Annotated in this window: 22 protein-coding genes; 14 read left to right on the top strand and 8 right to left on the bottom strand. The window is 30.8% G+C overall.

Going from position 1 to position 19,643, the window contains the following annotated elements; genetic code table 11:
- The first annotated feature begins 10 nt into the window (after positions 1-10).
- The 4 genes from ACKGJI_RS07455 to ACKGJI_RS07440 are packed head-to-tail and all read left to right on the top strand — an operon-like array spanning position 11 to position 3,642.
- Positions 11-586, top strand: a complete 576-nt coding sequence (locus tag ACKGJI_RS07455; RefSeq protein ID WP_458699661.1) for a DedA family protein — start codon at positions 11-13, stop codon at positions 584-586.
- Positions 586-1,266, top strand: a complete 681-nt coding sequence (locus ACKGJI_RS07450; RefSeq protein ID WP_458699660.1) for an EI24 domain-containing protein — start codon at positions 586-588, stop codon at positions 1,264-1,266. The genes ACKGJI_RS07455 and ACKGJI_RS07450 overlap by 1 nt, the downstream gene beginning before the upstream one ends.
- Positions 1,263-2,519: a bifunctional DedA family/phosphatase PAP2 family protein gene (locus ACKGJI_RS07445; RefSeq protein WP_458699659.1), complete on the top strand. Its 1,257-nt coding sequence runs from the start codon at positions 1,263-1,265 to the stop codon at positions 2,517-2,519. The genes ACKGJI_RS07450 and ACKGJI_RS07445 overlap by 4 nt, the downstream gene beginning before the upstream one ends.
- Positions 2,509-3,642, top strand: coding sequence for an MFS transporter (locus tag ACKGJI_RS07440; RefSeq protein ID WP_458699658.1), 1,134 nt, complete (start codon positions 2,509-2,511; stop codon positions 3,640-3,642). The genes ACKGJI_RS07445 and ACKGJI_RS07440 overlap by 11 nt, the downstream gene beginning before the upstream one ends.
- Positions 3,643-3,711: 69 nt before the next feature.
- Here ACKGJI_RS07440 and ACKGJI_RS07435 read toward each other — a convergent pair whose 3' ends face one another.
- Genes ACKGJI_RS07435 through rpmB form a run of 4 tightly spaced genes read right to left on the bottom strand, consistent with a single transcriptional unit; the run spans position 3,712 to position 6,525 of the window.
- Entirely contained in the window at positions 3,712-3,939 is a 228-nt protein-coding gene (locus ACKGJI_RS07435) for a YdcH family protein (protein WP_458699657.1), read from the bottom strand.
- A gap of 58 nt (positions 3,940-3,997) precedes the next feature.
- On the bottom strand, positions 3,998-5,185 hold the full coding sequence (argJ, locus tag ACKGJI_RS07430) for a bifunctional glutamate N-acetyltransferase/amino-acid acetyltransferase ArgJ (RefSeq protein WP_458699656.1): 1,188 nt from the start codon (positions 5,183-5,185) through the stop codon (positions 3,998-4,000).
- A complete protein-coding gene (locus tag ACKGJI_RS07425; protein WP_458699655.1) occupies positions 5,178-6,308 on the bottom strand; it encodes a potassium channel family protein in 1,131 nt (376 codons plus the stop codon). Before ACKGJI_RS07425 ends, argJ begins: the two co-directional genes overlap by 8 nt.
- A gap of 28 nt (positions 6,309-6,336) precedes the next feature.
- Complete coding sequence (rpmB, locus tag ACKGJI_RS07420; protein WP_458699654.1) at positions 6,337-6,525, bottom strand: 50S ribosomal protein L28; 189 nt, start codon at positions 6,523-6,525, stop codon at positions 6,337-6,339.
- Positions 6,526-6,680: 155 nt separating this feature from the next.
- Here rpmB and ACKGJI_RS07415 point away from each other — a divergent pair, with 155 nt between their 5' ends.
- From ACKGJI_RS07415 to ACKGJI_RS07395, 5 genes are all read left to right on the top strand, one after another.
- Complete coding sequence (locus tag ACKGJI_RS07415; RefSeq protein WP_458699653.1) at positions 6,681-7,469, top strand: hypothetical protein; 789 nt, start codon at positions 6,681-6,683, stop codon at positions 7,467-7,469.
- A complete protein-coding gene (locus ACKGJI_RS07410) occupies positions 7,469-8,854 on the top strand; it encodes a chemotaxis protein CheX (RefSeq protein ID WP_458699652.1) in 1,386 nt (461 codons plus the stop codon). The genes ACKGJI_RS07415 and ACKGJI_RS07410 overlap by 1 nt, the downstream gene beginning before the upstream one ends.
- A 12-nt stretch (positions 8,855-8,866) precedes the next feature.
- Positions 8,867-9,505: a ribulose-phosphate 3-epimerase gene (gene rpe, locus ACKGJI_RS07405; protein ID WP_458699651.1), complete on the top strand. Its 639-nt coding sequence runs from the start codon at positions 8,867-8,869 to the stop codon at positions 9,503-9,505.
- A gap of 118 nt (positions 9,506-9,623) precedes the next feature.
- Entirely contained in the window at positions 9,624-10,211 is a 588-nt protein-coding gene (locus ACKGJI_RS07400) for a phosphoribosylanthranilate isomerase (protein ID WP_458699650.1), read from the top strand.
- The gene (locus tag ACKGJI_RS07395) at positions 10,208-10,999 is read left to right on the top strand and encodes a 3'-5' exonuclease (protein WP_458699649.1); all 792 of its coding nucleotides are present in this window, start codon (positions 10,208-10,210) and stop codon (positions 10,997-10,999) included. Before ACKGJI_RS07400 ends, ACKGJI_RS07395 begins: the two co-directional genes overlap by 4 nt.
- Here ACKGJI_RS07395 and ACKGJI_RS07390 read toward each other — a convergent pair.
- The 4 genes from ACKGJI_RS07390 to uvrB are packed head-to-tail and all read right to left on the bottom strand — an operon-like array spanning position 10,989 to position 16,241.
- Positions 10,989-11,531, bottom strand: coding sequence for a gamma carbonic anhydrase family protein (locus ACKGJI_RS07390; RefSeq protein ID WP_458699648.1), 543 nt, complete (start codon positions 11,529-11,531; stop codon positions 10,989-10,991). The two genes, ACKGJI_RS07395 and ACKGJI_RS07390, sit on opposite strands and share 11 nt — an antisense overlap.
- A 1-nt stretch (position 11,532) precedes the next feature.
- On the bottom strand, positions 11,533-13,635 hold the full coding sequence (locus ACKGJI_RS07385; protein WP_458699647.1) for an RNA degradosome polyphosphate kinase: 2,103 nt from the start codon (positions 13,633-13,635) through the stop codon (positions 11,533-11,535).
- 56 nt (positions 13,636-13,691) lie between these two features.
- A complete protein-coding gene (locus ACKGJI_RS07380; protein ID WP_458699646.1) occupies positions 13,692-14,216 on the bottom strand; it encodes a putative metalloprotease CJM1_0395 family protein in 525 nt (174 codons plus the stop codon).
- Between the two features lie 48 nt (positions 14,217-14,264).
- Complete coding sequence (uvrB, locus tag ACKGJI_RS07375; protein ID WP_458699645.1) at positions 14,265-16,241, bottom strand: excinuclease ABC subunit UvrB; 1,977 nt, start codon at positions 16,239-16,241, stop codon at positions 14,265-14,267.
- Between the two features lie 58 nt (positions 16,242-16,299).
- Between uvrB and ACKGJI_RS07370 the strand changes: the two genes are divergently transcribed.
- The 5 genes from ACKGJI_RS07370 (at position 16,300) to ACKGJI_RS07350 (ending at position 19,599) form a co-directional block, all read left to right on the top strand.
- A complete protein-coding gene (locus tag ACKGJI_RS07370; protein WP_458699644.1) occupies positions 16,300-16,533 on the top strand; it encodes a hypothetical protein in 234 nt (77 codons plus the stop codon).
- Positions 16,530-16,748: a hypothetical protein gene (locus ACKGJI_RS07365; protein ID WP_458699643.1), complete on the top strand. Its 219-nt coding sequence runs from the start codon at positions 16,530-16,532 to the stop codon at positions 16,746-16,748. Before ACKGJI_RS07370 ends, ACKGJI_RS07365 begins: the two co-directional genes overlap by 4 nt.
- A gap of 79 nt (positions 16,749-16,827) precedes the next feature.
- Positions 16,828-17,292 (top strand): type II secretion system protein, encoded by a 465-nt coding sequence (locus ACKGJI_RS07360; protein ID WP_458699642.1) that lies wholly within the window; start codon positions 16,828-16,830, stop codon positions 17,290-17,292.
- A gap of 8 nt (positions 17,293-17,300) precedes the next feature.
- On the top strand, positions 17,301-17,765 hold the full coding sequence (locus ACKGJI_RS07355) for a type II secretion system protein (RefSeq protein ID WP_458699641.1): 465 nt from the start codon (positions 17,301-17,303) through the stop codon (positions 17,763-17,765).
- A gap of 1 nt (position 17,766) precedes the next feature.
- Entirely contained in the window at positions 17,767-19,599 is a 1,833-nt protein-coding gene (locus tag ACKGJI_RS07350) for a primosomal protein N' (protein WP_458699640.1), read from the top strand.
- Positions 19,600-19,643: the final 44 nt, after the last annotated feature.

The following is a 19,643-nucleotide window of genomic DNA, read 5'->3' as shown; positions in this document are numbered from 1 at the left end:
TGGATTTTAAATGTTGCATACAATTGTAGATTTTTTAGTAAATACGATAGGTCAAATGGGATATTTTGGGATATTTGCTTTGATGTTTTTAGAAAGCAGTTTTTTCCCATTTCCTAGTGAAGTTGTTATGATACCGGCAGGTTATCTTGTTTATCAGGGTGAAATGAGTATGACTTTTGTACTCTTAGCAGGTTTATTAGGTAGTTTAGCTGGTGCATGGTTTAACTATATTTTAGCTTTGAAGTATGGCAGAGGAGTTTTGCTGAAGATAGTATCTATTCAAAAACTAGATAAACTTGAAGAGTTTTTCGATAAGCACGGACATATCTCTACCTTTACATGTAGACTAATTCCAGGCATTAGGCAATACATATCTTTTCCAGCTGGTCTTGCTAGGATGGATAAGTTAAAGTTTACTATGTATACAGGTTTTGGTGCTTTTATTTGGATGTTGATTTTAACTCTTTTAGGTTATTATCTAGGTGAAAATCAAGTTTTAATTCATAAATATTTAAAAGAAATTACAATTGTGACTTTTGGTATATTGGGTATAATAATAATTTTATATGTAAGAAAGGGGAAATAATGGTTGATGTACTTATGAGAGCGATTAAGGATGTTTTTGATAAAAAGATATTCTTTACTTCACTCATTCCTATAGTTATAGCTGCTTTGTTTTGGGGAGTTGTGTTTTTTGTATTTCATACACAAATCAATAGTTTTTTTGTATATTTGGTTAGTCATGTACCATTTTTTGGAGATGCTACTTGGCTTAAAGATATAGTAGAAGCTGTTGGTGGTATATTTGTTTATTATCAATTATTGATTTTGACTTCCGTTTTAATTGTTGGCTTGATAGCTGATAAAATAGTAGATAACATAAATGACAAATACTATCATCTTAAAAAGAATGGCTTTGGAAGTATGCTAGGCTCTATTGGTATATCACTAAAACAAAATGCTATATTTATTGTTTTATTTTTGATACTTTTACCAACAATGTTTGTACCACTTTTAAATATATTTGTAAATCTTATATTATGGATGATACTTATAAAAAAACCTATGTTTTATGATTCTGTATCTATGTATGCCTCAAAAGATGAGTATGCTATGCTTCAAAAAAATGAAAAGATGAGTACAACAATGATATCTTTACTAAGTGCATCACTATTTTTAGTGCCTATCTTAGGTGTGTTTGTTTATATACTGCAACTTTTAATATTTACACATTTTAACTTAAAAAGATTAGAAAGACTCAGATGAGCATACATCACTTAAGTGAATTATTTTTTTCTTGGATTGTAACTTTCCCTCCAAGTATGGTTTTATTAATAGTAGTAAGTGTATTATTTATAGGTTCTATCTTAGAGTCAATACCAATGGCTGGTATGTTTTTACCAATGGAAACTACAACAGTATTTTTTGGCATATTAGCTTTTAAAGGTATTGTAGATATAAAAATCTTGTTAGTAGTTGCATTTGTGGGCTTAGTTATAGGTGATATAATAGGCTATTATGTTGGTAAAAAATTTGGTGAAGAGTTTTTAAGAAAGCATGCAAAAAAACTTAAAATAGATGAAGACAAATATAACACACTAAAACATTCCATAGATAATCATCTTATAAAAGTTTTATTTTTTGCACGCTCAAATGGCTTTACAAGATGGCTTGTACCTTTTTTAGCAGGAGCAAATGGAGTTGATATAAAAAGGTTTAACATAGCAAATCTTATAACAGCAGCATTTTGGTCACCTGCTTTTTTACTTGGAGGATTTTTCCTTGGTAAGAGTTTCGAGCTTTTTGGTAAGTATATTGGACTTGGTATCGTTATAGCAACTATTTTAGCACTTTTGATTTATAAATCATACAAGCATTTTGAAAAACTTTCTATCTTAAAAAGAGAAGATTTTAGATACTTTTTGGTCAATATACTTGGACTTTATCTCTTTTTTAAGATGGCAGAAGATGTGATGGACTTGGAGTTGATTACAAAAGCAGATATATGGATACACTCACATATAAACGAGATATATACACCACTACTAACAAAAAGTATGATTTTTATGACATCTTGGGGAAGTTTTATACCCTTTACATGTATACTTGTTTTCATGGGAGCTTTTTTGATTTATAAAAGATATTTTAAAGAGTTATATTTTTTGACTTTTGCTATTATCGGCTCATCAAGTTTGATGTATGCAGTTAAAAATATAGTACAAAGAGCAAGACCAGAACACTTTTTGATAGAAGCTTCAGGATACTATTTCCCCTCAGGTCATGCAACTTTAGTAACAGCTATATCTTTTAGTATTTATTTGATTTTTAAGGACAAAACAGAGTGGAAAAAAAGCCTTCTATTTTTTGCTTTTATAATCACTTTTTTAATTTCATTTAGTAGAGTTTATCTTAGCGTTCACTATCTTAGTGATGTTATCGCAGGTATTGGACTTGGGCTGTTTTGGGTGAGTTCGTTAGCAATATTTTATGAGGTACTAAAAAATAAAAATGATAAATAAAAACATAATTGCCATGGGCTTTGTCAGTTTTTTTACAGATATGGCAAGTGCTATGGTTACAACTTTATTACCTATTTTTGTTGTTTATGTGTTAAAGGAAGATGTAGATAAATTAGGCTTGATCATTTCAATTTCAACATTTGTATCTTATATCTTTAGATTAGGATTTGGATATTTGAGTGATAAACTTCAAGTAGTAAAGCCATTTGTAGTTGGAGGATATTTTATATCAGCTATTGTTAAACCTCTTATAGCTTTTGCTCATACATATACTGGCGTTATGTTTCTTAGGGGCTGTGAAAGAATGGGTAAAGCAATAAGAAGTGCTTCAAAAGATTCTCTCATTAGTGCTTATTCTAAAGAAAGGTCACATGGGAAAACTTTTGGTTTTCATAAAATGATGGATATAGCAGGAGAGCTTAGTGGCGCATTTATAATTTATTTAATTTTGACATATGTCTCTCATAATGAGTCTATAATTAGGGATATATTTATGTATACAGCTATCCCTGGAATAATAGCAACTATCATAGTGATTTTTTTTGTAAAAGATGTTCCGTATAAAAAAGCTAAAAAAATCATAGTAATTTCAGAAGATGACAAGCAGTTATATCCTATTTTATTTTTGTATTTTATGTTTATATTCTTTATAATGAGCGAACAATTTTTTATACTTTATGCAAAAAATATAGGGTATACTTTAGCAGATATTCCACTTTTTATTATGCTATTTACTCTAGTACAAACCCTCATAAGCTATTATGGAGGTATTTTAAGTGATAAACTAGGTTTGTTTTATACTCTGGGGATATCTTTTTTATTAGGTTTATTTGCTGTTTTTATGTTAAAAGTTAATTTGTGGGTATCTTTTGTTTCTCTTGGATTTTTCACTGTCATAAGTTTAAATGCACTTAGAGCATATATCTCAGAACATGCAATTTCAAAAGGTTATGTCTTTGGTATATTATATGCTGGCATAGCACTCTTTAGTTCTCTTGGAGCTTTAGTCATTGGATATATATGGAAATTTTATGGGTTTGAGTATGTGTATATTTTTAGTATATTAGGAATGATGGTTATATTGATATTTTATATTTTAAAGCCGAGTAAAGTTATTGTTTAGTTTATGTTTATTATTAAAATTAGATTAGAAAGTAGAAATTAAAATATTGGGTATATAATACCCAATATTTTATAGATTATGCTCTTTTTTATAAGCCATAATCATAGCGTATGCTTCATCTTTTAGCTTTAGCTTCTCTTTTTTAAGAGTTTCAAGCTCTAAAGCATCCATATGTTCACGGCCTTCTTCAACATCTGTGATTGTTTTGTCTAATTCATTGTGCTTTTCAAATATCTTAGCAAAATGCGCATTTTCAGTCTTGATTTTTGAAATTATATCTCTGTATTCATGTAACATGAGTTTGTCCTTTTTATAAATTTTGAGCGATTATATCTAAAAACTTGTTAATATAAGTTTATGTCCTATAATCAGCGTTTATTTTAACATATTCATAGCTTAAATCACATCCGTAACTTGTGTATGAAAACTTTCCAGCATTTAAATTACATGAAATTTTATAGGAATCTTTTTTCATGACTTCAAATGCTTTTTTTTCTGTTCCTTCATCTAAACTTGGTTTGTTTTTTGAGTATATTAAAACATTATCATATTTTATTTCTAATTCATCAGGATCACACTCAACTCTGCTTGCACCAATAGTCGAAGCTATTCTTCCCCAGTTTGGATCTTCTCCAAATAGTGCAGTTTTTACAAGCAACGAGTTTGAAAGAGCTTTGCTTGCAGTTTTTGCATCTTCTAAACTTTTAGCACCATTTACTTCAAAAGCCACTACCTTGTTTGAGCCTTCACCATCTTTTAATATTTGCAGGCTAAGCTCTTTGGTTAAAAGATTAAGTGCTTCTTTGAAGGCTTCTTTATCGTATGATTTTTTTGCTGAACTAAGAAGCATTACTGTATCATTTGTAGAAGTATCACCATCAACACTTATTGTATTAAAAGACTGCTCTACACTTTGTTTTAAAAGCTCATCCATATCTTCTTTTGGGATATTTGCATCAGTTAGAATAAAACAAAGCATAGTAGCCATAGCAGGGTTTATCATGCCAGCACCCTTGCAAATGGCTGCTATATGGAAAAAATCACCATTTTCAAGTTCAATTTTAAAACATAGTTCTTTTTTGAAACTATCAGTGGTCATTATAGCTTTTGCTGTATTTTCTGAATTACATGTAGAAAAATCAAATTTATCAAAACCATTAGTTATTTTTTCTTTGTTTAGTCTATATCCAATTACCCCGGTTGAACTCATAATTGGATTAGTGATTGTTGGAAGCTTTTCTTTTAGTTTTTCAAAGATTTCATCTATATCTTCAATCCCTTTTTGCCCTGTCATAGCATTTGCATTTTTTGAATTTATTAGCAAAAAGTTTGTTTTAAAACCTTTTTCATACCTCATAAAATGCTTTATTGGTGCAGCTTGAAATCTGTTAGTTGTAAAAACTGCACTTACATTACAAAGCTCACTGCTTCTAATAAAAGCTAAATCATTGTCTCCATTTGGTTTTAATCCACAATTAATTCCATCGCAGAAAAAACCTTCTACATTTTCTAATCCATTTTTTAAAGGTGTTATATTAAACATATTTTAACTCTTCTGGTTTTTGTTTTTTTCTTATGATTCTTTTTGTAGCTCTAATACTCTCAGCTGTTCCAATAACCAAAAGTTTTGAGCCAGTTCCAACAAGAACATCTCCTTTTGGCATAGGTATAAAGTTGTCTTTATTATCTTTAATGCCAACGATACTAACATTTGCAATATCTCTTAGTCTAGTCTCTTTTAGTTTTTTAAATCTAAGCCAAGAGTGATCAGGGATTTTTAACTCTTCCATATCAATTGGAGCATCTTTTCTATATAAAAGTTTCTCAAGCATGTTTTCCATATCAGGCCTTAAACTCATAGCTCTAACACGCTCAGCCATTAGTTTGGTTGCACTTATTACGCTATTTGCTCCTAATTTTTTTAATTTGTCCATATCTTTTTCATTAGCAGCACTTGTTATAATGTAGTATGGTTTTGTACGTCCTATCTCTTGTTCATATAATCTTGTTGATGCAATGATTGCAATATTATCAGCAGTATTTTCACTAAGAGCAATAATACCTTTTGCACTTGAAAGATATGATTTCAAGAGTGCAACTTCAGTATGCGGCTCTTCTTTTATGTAGTAAGGATATTTATTTATTTCGGCAATTTTTTCTAAATCTTCTCTAGGGTCAACTACAACAAAGGGTATGTGATTTTCGCGAAATTGCTTTGATAATTGAATAGTAATGTCATTGTGATAACAAATAACAAAGTGATTTTTTAGCCTAGCGATTCTATATAGCATATTTCGCTCCTTTATTGTATTTAAAAGGTGACCTTGATTTAGAACTTCTATTAGTATACCAACAGAAAATGAAAAAAGTCCAAATCCAAGGATTATTAGAGTAATTGTAAAAATTCTTCCAGCAGGTGAGATTGGAGAGATTTCTCCATAGCCTACAGTTGTAAATGTAATTCCAGCTTGATATATCGCATCAAGGAGAGTAAAGCCGTCTATAAAGACATAACCAAGTGCTCCCACCATATTTATTAAAACAATAAGTATAAGTGGGAGTCGAAATGGTTTTAGTTGTCTGTATAATTGAGTGTTTAAATCTATATGGGGTTTTGTTCCGCTTTGCCAGTTAATAAGGTCTTTTAACTTTTTTATTAACTGCAAGCATCCCCCTTGATAGGTTTTTGTGAGCTTAAGCGTTCTTCTTCATAGTTCTTAGTGTTGAAGCCGCAACTTTAATTTTTCTTGTTGTTCCATCTTCTAAAGTAACTCTTACAGTTCTTAGATTTGGTAGGAATCTTCTTTTTGTTCTATTTTTAGCGTGGCTAACATTATTTCCACTCATTGGACCTTTGCCCGTAATTGCACATTTTTTTGCCATAATCAATTTCCTTGAAATTTTTTTTGGAATTCTACACAAAGTAAGCAAAATAAATACTTAAATTTGCATACATAACTAGATATGATACCATAAGATTTATAAATATTTTATGAAATTATAGATACAATCTTTCAAAATCACTAGCGGGATTAAAAATGCTTTCTGAATCAAGTATAAATAATTATATAGATAATATTCCACCGATACCTAAAGTTGTAAAAGATTGTAGAGATTTACTTAATGCTGGAGACTTGATAGGAGCAGCTAAAAAAGCAAGCCAAGATAGAGCTCTTATGAATTATCTTTACAATATTGTAAATAAGCCCATATTTGGTTTTGCAAAAGAAGTTAAAAACCCAAACCAAATTTTTGGAGCATTAGGTTTATCTAAAGCAAAACAAGTTTTGTATGGATACTATATATTACTTATACTTCCAAAAGAGTGGGAAGTTTTTCATTTTAGTAACTCACATTTTCAAAATTTTCAAGCAAGACTTATATATAATTGGGGAAAATTGATTGCATACTTGAAAAATGACAATGATGAATTAAACCAAGCCATTAGTGTTGTCCCAGCTTCTTTAGTTGTATGCGAAATGCTTTTTAGAGATATAAAAGATTCTATTAAACTTTTAAAAGAAAAAAAAGATTTAAGTTATGAAAAATTTCTTATGAAGATGACTGGGAGAACTTTTTTTGATATCACAGCTTTGATAGCTAAAAAGTGGGAGTTTAGTGATAAAACTATGGAGCTGTTGGTACAAATAAACTCAAATGAGCAAAATTGTCCTTTAGAAATGGATTTTTTAAAACTATTGCTAAGCTATGAAATGAGTAGACCTGATATCATTAAAAGTGGCTTAAATGATCTTTTTGAGATAGATATTACTGATGATGAAAAAATAATTGAAATATTTTATGACATAATCAAAAGAGAAGACTGATGAAGCCAGTTAGTAAACAAAAAGTTGCTTTTTTTACTCCAGTTGGTTTTTTAGATGGCGAAAATGCTAGTGAAATCATCACTCCAAGCGACGAAGATTATCTGTTAAAACAAAAGTTTGAAGGTGCCTTTATCTCTTTGAAAAAAGTTGTTTCTTTTAATAAAAAAGGTATAAGTGTTTTAATAGAATCACTAATGAGAGTAAGAGAAGGTTGTGGAACAATCGTTGGTTTTTGTGATTATAATGAAAAAAAATATAAAATGATTTTAGATATGTTTGAAAAAGGCTTAGATTTTACTCTTTTTGATAGTACTGAAGTTGCTCTTATGTTCTTAGGAGATGATGTTAGTAGCTATAAAGAAAAAAAGATACTTATACATGTAGAGTCACAAGAACAAAAAAATCAATTAGCAGTAGAGCTTTATGAAAGAGGATTAAGCCCAATCGTTGCTAAGGATGAACATGATTTTTTAGAACAAAGAAATGATGCTGATATTATCATAGAGCGTTCATATCTTGGAAAGCTAGATAAAAGTCCAGGAGTTTATATAAAAGATAATATTGTCATTTATACTTTAAAAGGATTTGTTGATTCTAGTATAGCTAATAAGTTTGATATGAGTTATCATGAGCACTCTTTAAAACTTGGATTTAAACTATTTTTATTTGAATCAAGCAAAGTTTCCTCCATAAATATCCACGGGGCAGATTTTTTAACCAAGATTTCAACCGCTGGAGCTGAATATGGTGCAAGCATTGCAATGTGTGGATTGGATAGTAGAAAAATATCTGAAAAAATAAAAGAAGATTTAGAAGATGCAGGAATTTTAGTATACCCTAGTATGAAAGATTTTTTTGAAGATGAAGATATCATAAAAGAGGCTCACGAAGATGTGGGAGCTTCTTTTAAAAGAGGTGAAATTACAAAAAGGCATATCTCAATTTTACCTGTTATTACAGAGGCTTGTGTAAAGACTATTGAAGTACTTTCAGGGTATAATGCGAAAAAAAAATCAGCAGAAGTTCAAGACTTAAAAGTTGAAGATAATGATGGATTATTGTGCACTTCTATAGGATTTTATGGAGATATTGAAGGCGTTTTAGTTTTGGTTTTAGAAAAAAGTATTGCCCAAAAAGCTTGTAAAATTTTACTAGAAGAAGATAGTGACGAACATGATCTTATAGACGCATTAGCAGAGTTTATCCATATCATTGGTGGTAAAATTGTATCATTGTTGCGTAAAAGATCGATAAAGATAGAAGTTACAATGCCAAGAACTTTTAATTCTTTAGATGAGCTAAGAACTTTGGAAAAAGATATCAGAGGTGCTCAGGTAAATCTAGAAATTGAAAATAAAGATATGATTCTTTTTTTAACAAGATAATAAAGGAAAAAAATGTTAGTAGCCCCAAGTATTTTATCAGCAGATTTTGGGAAATTAAATGAAGAGTTAAGAGACATTTGTGAAGGTGGGTGTGATTTTGTTCATGTTGATGTAATGGATGGTCATTTTGTACCAAACCATACAATTGGACCAGTAGTAGTAAGTGCAGTTGCAAAAGCTAGTACAAAGCCACTTGATATTCATCTAATGGTAGAAAATAACAGCTTTTTTGTTGATTTATTTGCTCCTTTTAAACCAGAATATATCTCATTTCATATTGAAGAAGAAAAACATCCTCACAGACTTATTCAAAAGATAAGAAGTTATGGTATAAAACCAGCGATTGTTTTAAATCCTCATACTCCTCCAGAATTAATTGAATATCTTTTAGAAGATTTAGATATGGTCTTACTTATGAGTGTAAACCCTGGCTTTGGGGGTCAAAAGTTTATACCATCAGTTATAAAAAAAGCTAAAAAATTAAAATCAATGATAAAAGAGCAAGGTTTAAACACTCTTATAGAAGTTGATGGTGGAGTAAATGATAAAAATGTAAAAGAGCTAGAAGCTGCTGGAGTTGACATAGTAGTTGCAGGAAATTATGTTTTTTCAAATCCTTCATATAAAGACGCTATAAGTAGTTTAAAATGAGAATATCTTGCCAAAGGCAAAGCTTCAGTGCAATGAATTCAACTTGGATTTTCAGAGAAACTTTTCTCTTTGAGAAATCGCATATGCTAGTTTTATTCAAGTTAAAGAAAGTAGTCAAATGAAGGTCAAAATCTGTGGCATAACAAACCTTGAAGATGCTTTAGTTGCAATCAAAGCTGGTGCAGATGCTTTAGGGTTTGTTTTTTATGAAAAATCACCTCGTTATATAACTCCTAAAAAAGCTTTGGAGATAGTAGAAAAACTTCCACCTTTTGTAGAGAGAGTAGGGCTTTTTGTAAATGCTACATGTAAAGAGATAAACTCTACATGTAAAAAAGCAAAAATGAGCTTGGCGCAGATTCATTTTGAAGCAGATGAAGAGCTTTATAGTGGATTGGAAGTTTCTCATCTTAAAGTAATTAGAGCTACATGTAAAGATGATATACTAAAATATAAAGATGAATATAAAATCGTTGATGCTTTTGTTAAAGGTTATGGTGGAGAGGGAAAAAGAGTTGAGTTAAGCTGGTTTGAAGGCATTGATTGTTCTAAGATGATTTTAGCTGGTGGTTTAAATATTGATAATATAAATGAAGTAAAAGATATGGGTTTTTATGCTCTTGATGTGAGTAGTGGAGTTGAAAAAAGCCCTGGAAAAAAAGATAGCAAAAAAATAGAAGAGTTTGTAAAAAGAGTTAAGTATTGAGAAATTTTGATAATTTAGTATTGAATATGGCAAAAAATGCACAACCTTTTAATGTGTGCAAGGCAAAGCTTGAAAAAATTGAAGAGTTAAAAGAGTATGTTTTTGATAATCCAACTGATTTTATTGAAAACCTAAGATTATTAGGACTTCCTTTGGTTGAGTTAAACAACAACCTCATAGCTTTAGAGACAACTTTTACTCCAATTGAAAAGCAAAAATTTTGTATAGTTGATATAGAGACAAATGGCAGTAAACCATCAAATGCACAAATTATTGAAATAGGAGCAGTGATGGTTCAAGGTGGAGCCATAATAGACAAATTTGAAAGCTTTGTAAAGGCCAATGAGATACCAGATAATATAGTAGAACTCACTAATATAACACTAAGAGATTTAGAAAAAGCTCCAAATATAAAAGATGTTTTAGCTAAATTTAGACTATTTTTACAAGATGCTATTTTTGTAGCACACAATGTAAATTTTGATTATAACTTCATCTCTTACTCGCTAGAATCAGCTGGTTTTGGGCCACTTTTAAATAGAAAAATGTGTACTATCGATTTGGCTAAAAAAACTATACAAGCACAAAAGTATGGACTTTCATCTTTGATTGAAGAATTTAACATAGATGTAAAAGGAAGACACAGAGCTTACTGGGATGCTTATGCTGCTAAAATAGTTTTTGACAAAAGTTTAGAAAACCTGCCAGAAACTATTATCAGTAGCGAAGATTTGATTAGATTTGCAAAACCAAATCCTAAAAAGAGAAAGAAAAAGACTAAATCTTAGATACACCTTTTAAAAATCTGTTCTTAAATTCTACATAATTTTTAGATGATTGATAAAGCGATTTTACCTCTTCATCAGTAAGTTCTCTAACAACTTTAGCTGGATTTCCAATGATTAGTGAGCGAGGAGGGAACTTTTTGTTTTTAGTAACTAATGAGTTTGCTCCAACGATTGATTCTTTTCCTATCACAGCACCATCTAGTATAGTAGCACTCATCCCTACCAAGCAAGTATCTTCAATGGTACAGCCATGAAGCATTACTTTGTGAGCAATCGTTACATCATCTCCTATGATAGTTGGATTTCCATCACTTCTATCTTCTTTTGTAAAATGAGTTACATGAATCATACTTAAATCTTGTATGCTAACTCTTTTGCCTATTTTGATGAAGTGAACATCACCTCTTATCACAGTTCCATACCAAATCGAGCTATCTTCACCAATCTCAACATCTCCAATGATATCAGCACTATTTGCTATGAAAACATTTTTTCCTATTTTTGGTTCATAATCTTCAAATTTTTCTATCATATTAACTTTCCTTAAACAACTTTCTTGCCAAAATCTCAGCTTTACTAAAAGTTGTATCTTTTTTCATTGTTTTATAAATTTTATTGATGTATTCTTCTAAAATCTCATGATTATTTATAGCTTTTTCATTTTCTTTTTGAACTTTTTCATACTCTCCATCACTTCTTAACTTCCAACTTAACATGTTGTCATTTAGTTGAAGTTGAAGCATTTCAAAAAGTTTTTCTTGTAGAGGTTTTTCTATGATTGGAGTCATGAGTTCCAATCTTCGCTCTAAATTTCTTGGCATACAATCTGCGCTTGCTATAAATATATTTGGCTCGCTATTTTTAAAATAAAATACTCTTGAATGCTCTAGGTATTTTCCTATTATAGATTTTACAGTGATGTTTTCACTTAAACCCTTTACATTTGGTCTAAGACAGCAAATACCTCTTATGATAAGCTCAATCTTAACTCCAACTTTTGAGGCATTATAAAGAGCTTTTATAACATCAGTATCAACTAATGCATTCATTTTTAAGATTATATGTCCGTCTTTGCCCATTTTTGCTTCATTGTTTATCAGTGAGATTATCTTTGGTTTAATCTGCGTTGGAGACATTTTGAGAGTTGATAGCCTTTTTGACTTAGAAAAACCAGAGAGTATATGAAAAAATGATGTAGTATCTTTAGCAAACTCTTCTTTACATGTAAAAAGACTTACATCGGTATATATTTTTGCTGTACTTGCATTGTAATTACCAGTTCCAAGATGCATATAGAATTTTAATTTACCATTTTCTTGTCTGATTACTTGTGTGACTTTTGCATGTACTTTAAATCCTGTGATACCATAAATCACATGTGCTCCAGCTTGTTCTAATGCTTTTGCCCAGTGAAGATTGTTTTCTTCATCAAATCTAGCTTTAAGTTCAACCATAGCAGTAACTTGCTTACCATCACTTGCAGCATCAATTAAGGCTTGAACAATTTGTGAGTTTTTTTCAACTCTATAAAGTGTAGCTCTTATTGATACTACATTTGGATCTTTTGAAGCTTCTTTGATGAGCTTGGTTACACTTTCAAAACTTTCATATGGATGCAATAAAAGGGCATCTTGCTTTGCAATTATTTTAAATATCGATTCATTTTTATTAAATGGTGGAACAACTTTAGGATTGTATGGTTGCATTGTTAAGTATGAAAAGTCTTTATTTCCAACTATTTGCCAAAGTCCAGCTAAATTTAGAGGGATACTGTATTGGTATATATCTTTAGAGAAGATTTGCATGTGTGAATTTAAAAACTTCATCAAATCTTCATCAGGGTTTTCTTCTATCTCAAGTCTTACGAAAGCTCCTTTTCTTCTTAGCTTTAATCCTTGCTCCATTATCATCATAAAATCATCTGCTTCTTCCTCTTCTATGACAATATCAGCATTTCTTGTAACCCTAAAAGCAGCTGAAGATATTAGGCTATAGCCAGGAAAAAATTCTCCCGCATGTTTTTCAACGATACTTTCAATTGGCACATAAATATTATCACTAACTTGATAGTATCTAGGAAGAACTCTTGGAATCCTAATCATGCCGTATTTGAAACTAGCTTCATCAGCTTTTTCATCTTTAAGTTTGACAGCTAGAGAAAATCCTAAGTTATTTAAGTGTGGAAAAGGATGAGTAGCATTAACGGCGATTGGAACACAAATTGGAAGAATATTAGAAAAAAAGTAATTATCAGTTTTCCTCTTTAAATCTCTTTTTAAATCACTATAATTAATCACAAATAAATTTTCTTTTTCAAGTTCACTCATAATTGTTTTATAGTTATTTTGAAGGACTTTTTTCTCTTCTGAGATATATCTTCTTATCTCTCTTAACTGATCAAGTGGAGTCATCTGATCACTTCCTGTTACAATTACTCCAGCACTAAAAAGTTGTTTCAGACCAGCAACTCTAATCATATAAAATTCATCTAAATTGGTAGTGTAAATTGCCAAAAATTTTAATCTTTCCAAAAGTGGAAGCTCTTTTTTCATAGATTCATTTAAAACTCTAGTATTAAATCTTAACCAAGAAAGCTCTCTGTTTATATAATTTTTTGGGTCATTTAAGTTTGGCATTTTTAGTCCTTTAAAGAGATGGTTTCTATTTTATCTAAAGAAATATTATTATGTACTTACGCATACATCACAAAATCAGATTCAATGATTTCAGGTGTATTTGCGTAACTAATAGGGGAGTTTTTACTGTATAATTCTTTTGAAAGCTCTAACCTAGCTTTAAGCTCAATCATAGTAGCAGTACTTGCAACTTGGTAATCTGTAGGACTAGGATCAGCAGGAGCCAGTGCTGCAGTCTTAACTAGCTCCATTTTTGGAATTGTTTTTTCTGGGGTGTTTTCTTCTGAAGTATCAATGGCAACTTCACCTGCTACTGCGTACAGTTTGTTATCTGGTCCCTTTTGATATGTAAAGTTTGCGCCACTTTTTATGACGCTTCCACCAGCTGCTATGTGTGCAGCCTCATGGGCTCTTACTTTTTGGTCGATTGTTTGTAGTTCTTTTACCTTTTCTTTTTGTTCGCTAGTTAGCTCATTTGTGTTTTTGTCATTTTTGCTAGTATCTTTTTTTTGTGCAGTACTATCTTGTGTATAATTTGTAATTCTAAGCAATGATGAGTCTAAAAAACCAACTGCTTGCATTTTAAAATCCTACAAAAAGATACTTTGGTATTATTATACCATAATTTTTTAAATTTTTCTTAACTTGGCTATCTCATCTCTTAGTTTTGCAGCTTTTTCAAACTCCAAAGATTTTGCAGCTTCGTGCATCTTGGCTGTTAATTCTTTGATGATTTTTTTTCTCTCACTTGGTGGAATTTTATCTTTTTTATCAAGCTTATTATAAATCTCTCCAAGCTCTTCAACTTTTAAATTTTCATCCAAAACTCTTTTCGTTGTTTTTGGAGTAATGTTATGCTTTTTATTAAATTCGATTTGAGCTTCTCTTCTTTTGTTTGTAAGTTCAATTGCGTATTTCATTGAATCAGTGATTTTTTTTGCAAACATCAAAACTCTTCCATTTACATTTCTAGCAGCTCTTCCCATAGTTTGAACTAAACTTGTTTTACTCCTTAAAAATCCTTCTTTATCAGCATCTAAAATCGCTACAAGTGAAACTTCAGGCAAATCAAGCCCCTCTCTTAAAAGATTTATCCCAATTAGAACATCAAATTCCCCTTGTCTTAAAGCCCTTATGATTTGATTTCTCTCAATTGCATCCGTATCACTATGCATATACTTAACTTTTAATCCAAGCTCATTGTAGTATCTACTAAGTTCTTCACTCATCTTTTTTGTAAGAGTTGTGACTAAAACCTTTTCACCTCTTGCAATTGTTTTTTTGATTTCATCGAAAAGGGTTTCAACTTGATTATCACTATCTAGGATTTCAACTTTTGGATCCAATAGTCCAGTTGGACGGATGATTTGCTCTGCAACACACTCTTTTGAAAGCTCTAATTCTAGCTCATTTGGCGTGGCTGAAACAAAAAGATAATGCGGTGCTTTGTTTATAAACTCATCAAACATCAAAGGTCTATTATCAAGCGCACTTGGAAGTCTAAATCCATACTCAACCAAAACCTCTTTTCTACTTCTATCTCCTGCAAACATTCCTCTAAATTGAGGTAAACTAACATGAGATTCATCAACTATGACTAAGTACTCTTTACCCATAGCTTCAAAGTAATCAAAAAGTGAAAATGGAGTTTCTCCAGCTTTTTTACCTGTTAAATATCTAGCATAGTTTTCAACCCCTTTGCAAGCTCCAGTGCTCTCTAGCATCTCAAGGTCAAATTCTACTCTACTTTTTAATCTTTGATACTCAACAATCTTTTCTTCTTTTTGAAAAAAAGCAAGCCTTTCATCTAGCTCTTTTTCTATCTGTTTTATTGCATTTTTTAATCTGTTTTGTCCAACTATAAACTGGTTTGCAGCATATATGATGACTTTTTTTACACCATTTAACTTCTCATTTGTTAATGTATCAAAGTACACTATACTCTCAACCTCGTCACCAAAAAACTCTATCCTTATGGCTTCTTCTTCACTGTAAGCTGGAAATATATCTATAACATCTCCATTTACTCTAAAATCACCTCTATCAAAAAAAGAATCATTTCTTTTATATCCCATATCTACAAGTTGTAAAAGAAGAGTTTTTTGGTCAATCTCACTTCCAACTTCAATGGCTTGAACCATACTTTTGTATTCACTTGGATCACCAAGTCCATAGTTAGCTGAAACTGAAGCCACACAGATAACATCATCAAAACTAAGCAAACTTGCAGTTGCACTAAGCCTTAGCCTTTCTAACTCTTCATTTATGGAACTGTCTTTTTCGATAAACAAATCACTCCTAGGTATATAAGCTTCAGGCTGATAATAATCATAATAGCTGATGAAATACTCTACATGATTTTTAGGAAAAAAACCCTTAAATTCACTATAAAGTTGAGCTGCAAGAGTTTTGTTGTGAGTCATAATCAAAGTTGGCATTTGAAGTTTAGAAATGATTTGAGCCATACTATAAGTCTTGCCACTTCCTGTAACTCCCACCAAAGTAGAGTATCTACTGCCTTTTTTTATGCAAGCACTAAGCTTTTCTATCGCCTTTGGCTGGTCACCTGCTGGAGAATAATTGCTATTTATTTCAAATTTTGCCATATTTTTACTTTTTTTTGTTACAATTATAGCAAAGTAAAATTTATATTAGGAAAGAGTAATGTTTAACGAAGAAGTAACCGTTAGTAAACTAAGTGAAAAGATTAGTGATTTGCTAGCTAGATTTGATGAACTTAAATCACAAAATGAAATGCTAAGACAAGAGGTAGTGACTCTAAAAGCACAAAATGAAGCAAAAGATTCTCAAATCCAATCACTTGAAGAAAAACTTATGAACAAAGAGATTGAAGCAGAAGAAATTTTGTCTAAGATTGAGGAAGTCTTAGGAAGATGAGTAAGCTTACCATCTCTGTTGGTTTAAAAGATTTTGATATCACTCTTGATGATGATTTTGCAAAATTTTTTGAAAAAGATTTTAAATCAACTTTTGGTGAAAAAACAGGCATTGATACAAAAGAGCTTTTGTATGCTTATGTACAAAAATGCTATGACGAATACTTAAGTAAAAAAGAGATGAAATCACTCTTGGAGAAAATGGAAGAGATTTAAGCAATTCTTTACATGTAAAGGTATAAAATACAATTAATGGCTGATAAGTGTATCAGTACAAAACTTAAAGGAGAAAACCATGAAAAAAGGTTTTACAATGATCGAGTTGATCTTCGTGATCGTGATTTTAGGAATTTTGGCTGCAGTTGCTCTTCCAAGATTGATTGGAGTTCAAGAGCAAGCAAAAGAGGGTGTTGCAAAGGCATTTGTTGGGACATTAAATAGAACAGTTGGTCCTGCTCTTTGGAGTAAAGCAATAATGGATGGTAATAGTAGTATAAAAAGTCTTACAGGAGATGATGCTAATTTAAGTGTTTTTACGGAAATTCCAGATGGCATTAAAGTTGATGGAAATTTTTCAGATTGTGTTGCTCCAACTGATACTAATATAACAAATATTAGTACAAATCACTTAGCTTATGATTCTTCAAATGGTTTGTATATTGTTTGTAGAGATGGTAGTGATACTTCAGCTCCGAAGTTTTGGTATACAGATGTAAATACTACTGTTAATATTGATGATACTAAGTTGAAATTAAAATAGTATTAATCATGAAAAAAGCCTTTACAATGATAGAACTTGTTTTTGTTATCGTTGTTTTAGGTATATTAGCAGGAGTTGCCTTACCTAGGCTTTTGGCTCCTGCTGATGATGCTAGGCTTGTGAAAGTTAAAAGTGATATATCTTCTATAAGAAGTGCTATTAGTCTTCTTAAAAATAAAAACATCCTCGAAGGAAACATGACAAACAATGGTTATCCTACAGCATTAGATGATGCTTCTCTTAACACAGAAGATGAAGAGTTATTTGATGGAAATGACACTATTGGTACTCTTTTAACCTACCCCATTTATTCTAAAAATAGTGGTGGTTGGAAAAAGACTGGTGTAAACCAATACAGTGTCAATGTTTCAAATAAAAATGTAGTTTTTACATATGATAGTTCTACTGGTAAATTTGACTGTAATACATCCAATGGAACTTACGGTGATGTTTGTTTGGAATTGCTAAAGTAAATTGTACTATTTAATTGGCATTTTAAACTCCCCTCTAACTCCTCTTACTTATCACTCAGATAAAAAATTAGAGATTGGAAGTGTTGTTGAGGTTTTACTAAATAAAAAAGAAAAACTTGGCGTTGTTTTAGAAGAGGTTGAAAAACCAAGCTTTACATGTAGTGATATTTTAGCTTTTAAAGATGAGTTTTTTGATGAAACTACACTGGGTCTTGCTAAGTTTGTAAGTGAATACTATGTTTGTTCACTTGGAGATGCTCTTGGTTTGTTTAAGCCTTTTAGAAAAAATAGCCAAAAAACAGAAGTTAAGATAAACAGTTCTATAAAGCTTTCAGATAAACAAGCAAAAGCTTATGAATTTATCAAAAAGCATCAAAACTCACTTCTTTTTGGAGAAACAGGGAGTGGAAAAACTGAGATTTATATCAAGCTTATTGAAGATGTTATCAAGGAGGGAAAAACTGCTATATTTTTGATGCCCGAGATTGGCTTAACTCCTCAGATGAAAAATAGACTAAAAAAAGTTTTCAAAGACTCTTTAGAGATTTGGCATTCAAAAGTTACAAAAAAGAAAAAAGAAGAAATCTTAGATAGAATTTATAAAGGAAGAGTAAAACTAGTAGCAGGAACAAGGTCAGCTCTTTTTTTGCCACTTAGGGATTTAGGATTGATTGTAGTTGATGAAGAGCATGATGAAGCTTATAAATCAAATTCAAGACCAAGATACAATGCTAGAGATTTAGCCCTTTTATTTGGTAAAAGAAAAAAAGCAAAAGTCCTTCTTGGAAGTGCAACTCCAACTCTTAGTAGTTATGAGAATATTCCTTTTTTTAGATTAAAAGATAGGTTTTATACTTCAAAAAAAAGTTATATATTTGAAGATTCTATTAGTGATTTAACTCCTAGTCTTCTTTTAAAAATAAAAGAGCATTTAGATAAAAACTCTCAAATTATTATCTTTTTACCAACAAGAGCAAATTTCAAATATCTTACATGTAAAGAGTGTGGAGAGCATGTAACTTGTCCTTTTTGTTCAGTTGGTATGAGTTTACATGTAGATAAAAATGCCTTGGTTTGCCACTACTGTAACTATACATGTAAGATTCCTAAAACTTGTCCTACATGTAAAAAAGAATCTATGAGAGCTATTAGGCTTGGGACTGCTGAAGTTGTAAGACAATTGAGTCAAGAATTTCCACAAAAAGTGATAAAAAAATTTGATAGAGATGAGATAAAAACAAACAAAAAACTTCATAGTGTTTTAAAAGATTTTAATGATAAAAAAATAGATATTTTGGTTGGAACACAAATGCTCTCAAAAGGTCATGATTATCATGGTGTGAGTTTGAGCGTGATTATGGGGATTGATAGTATCCTTGGTATGAGTGATTTTAGGGCTAGAGAAAAAGCAATGGCTTTAGTGTTGCAAGTAGCAGGAAGAGCAGGGCGAAGTGGAAACTCTGAAGTATTTATCCAATCAAAAAATTGTGATTTTTTTAAAAAATTTATCAATGATTATGAAGACTTTATGAAAGATGAACTTGACTTTAGAAAGGATTTTTATCCTCCATATGTAAAACTACTAAAGGTTTTAATAAGTCATAAAAATGATGAAAAAGCTAGAAAAACTTTGGATGAAGTTGAGAATTTAGCAAAGAGATTTAATAAACTAGAGATAATAGGCTCAGGAAGAGCAAATATAGAAAAAATAGCAAACAAATACAGATATAATCTACTAGCAAGAAGCAAAGATGCAAAAGAACTTTTGCGTTTTGCTCACATGCTAAAAGAGCATGATGTTGAAATAGACATCGACCCATTATCTTTTTCTTAATACTTTTTTTGTATAATCAATAAAAAATTAGGGTAGTTCAAATT

Source organism: Sulfurospirillum sp. 1307 (assembly GCF_054408545.1).
This window is presented reverse-complemented; position numbering and strand designations above follow the sequence as displayed.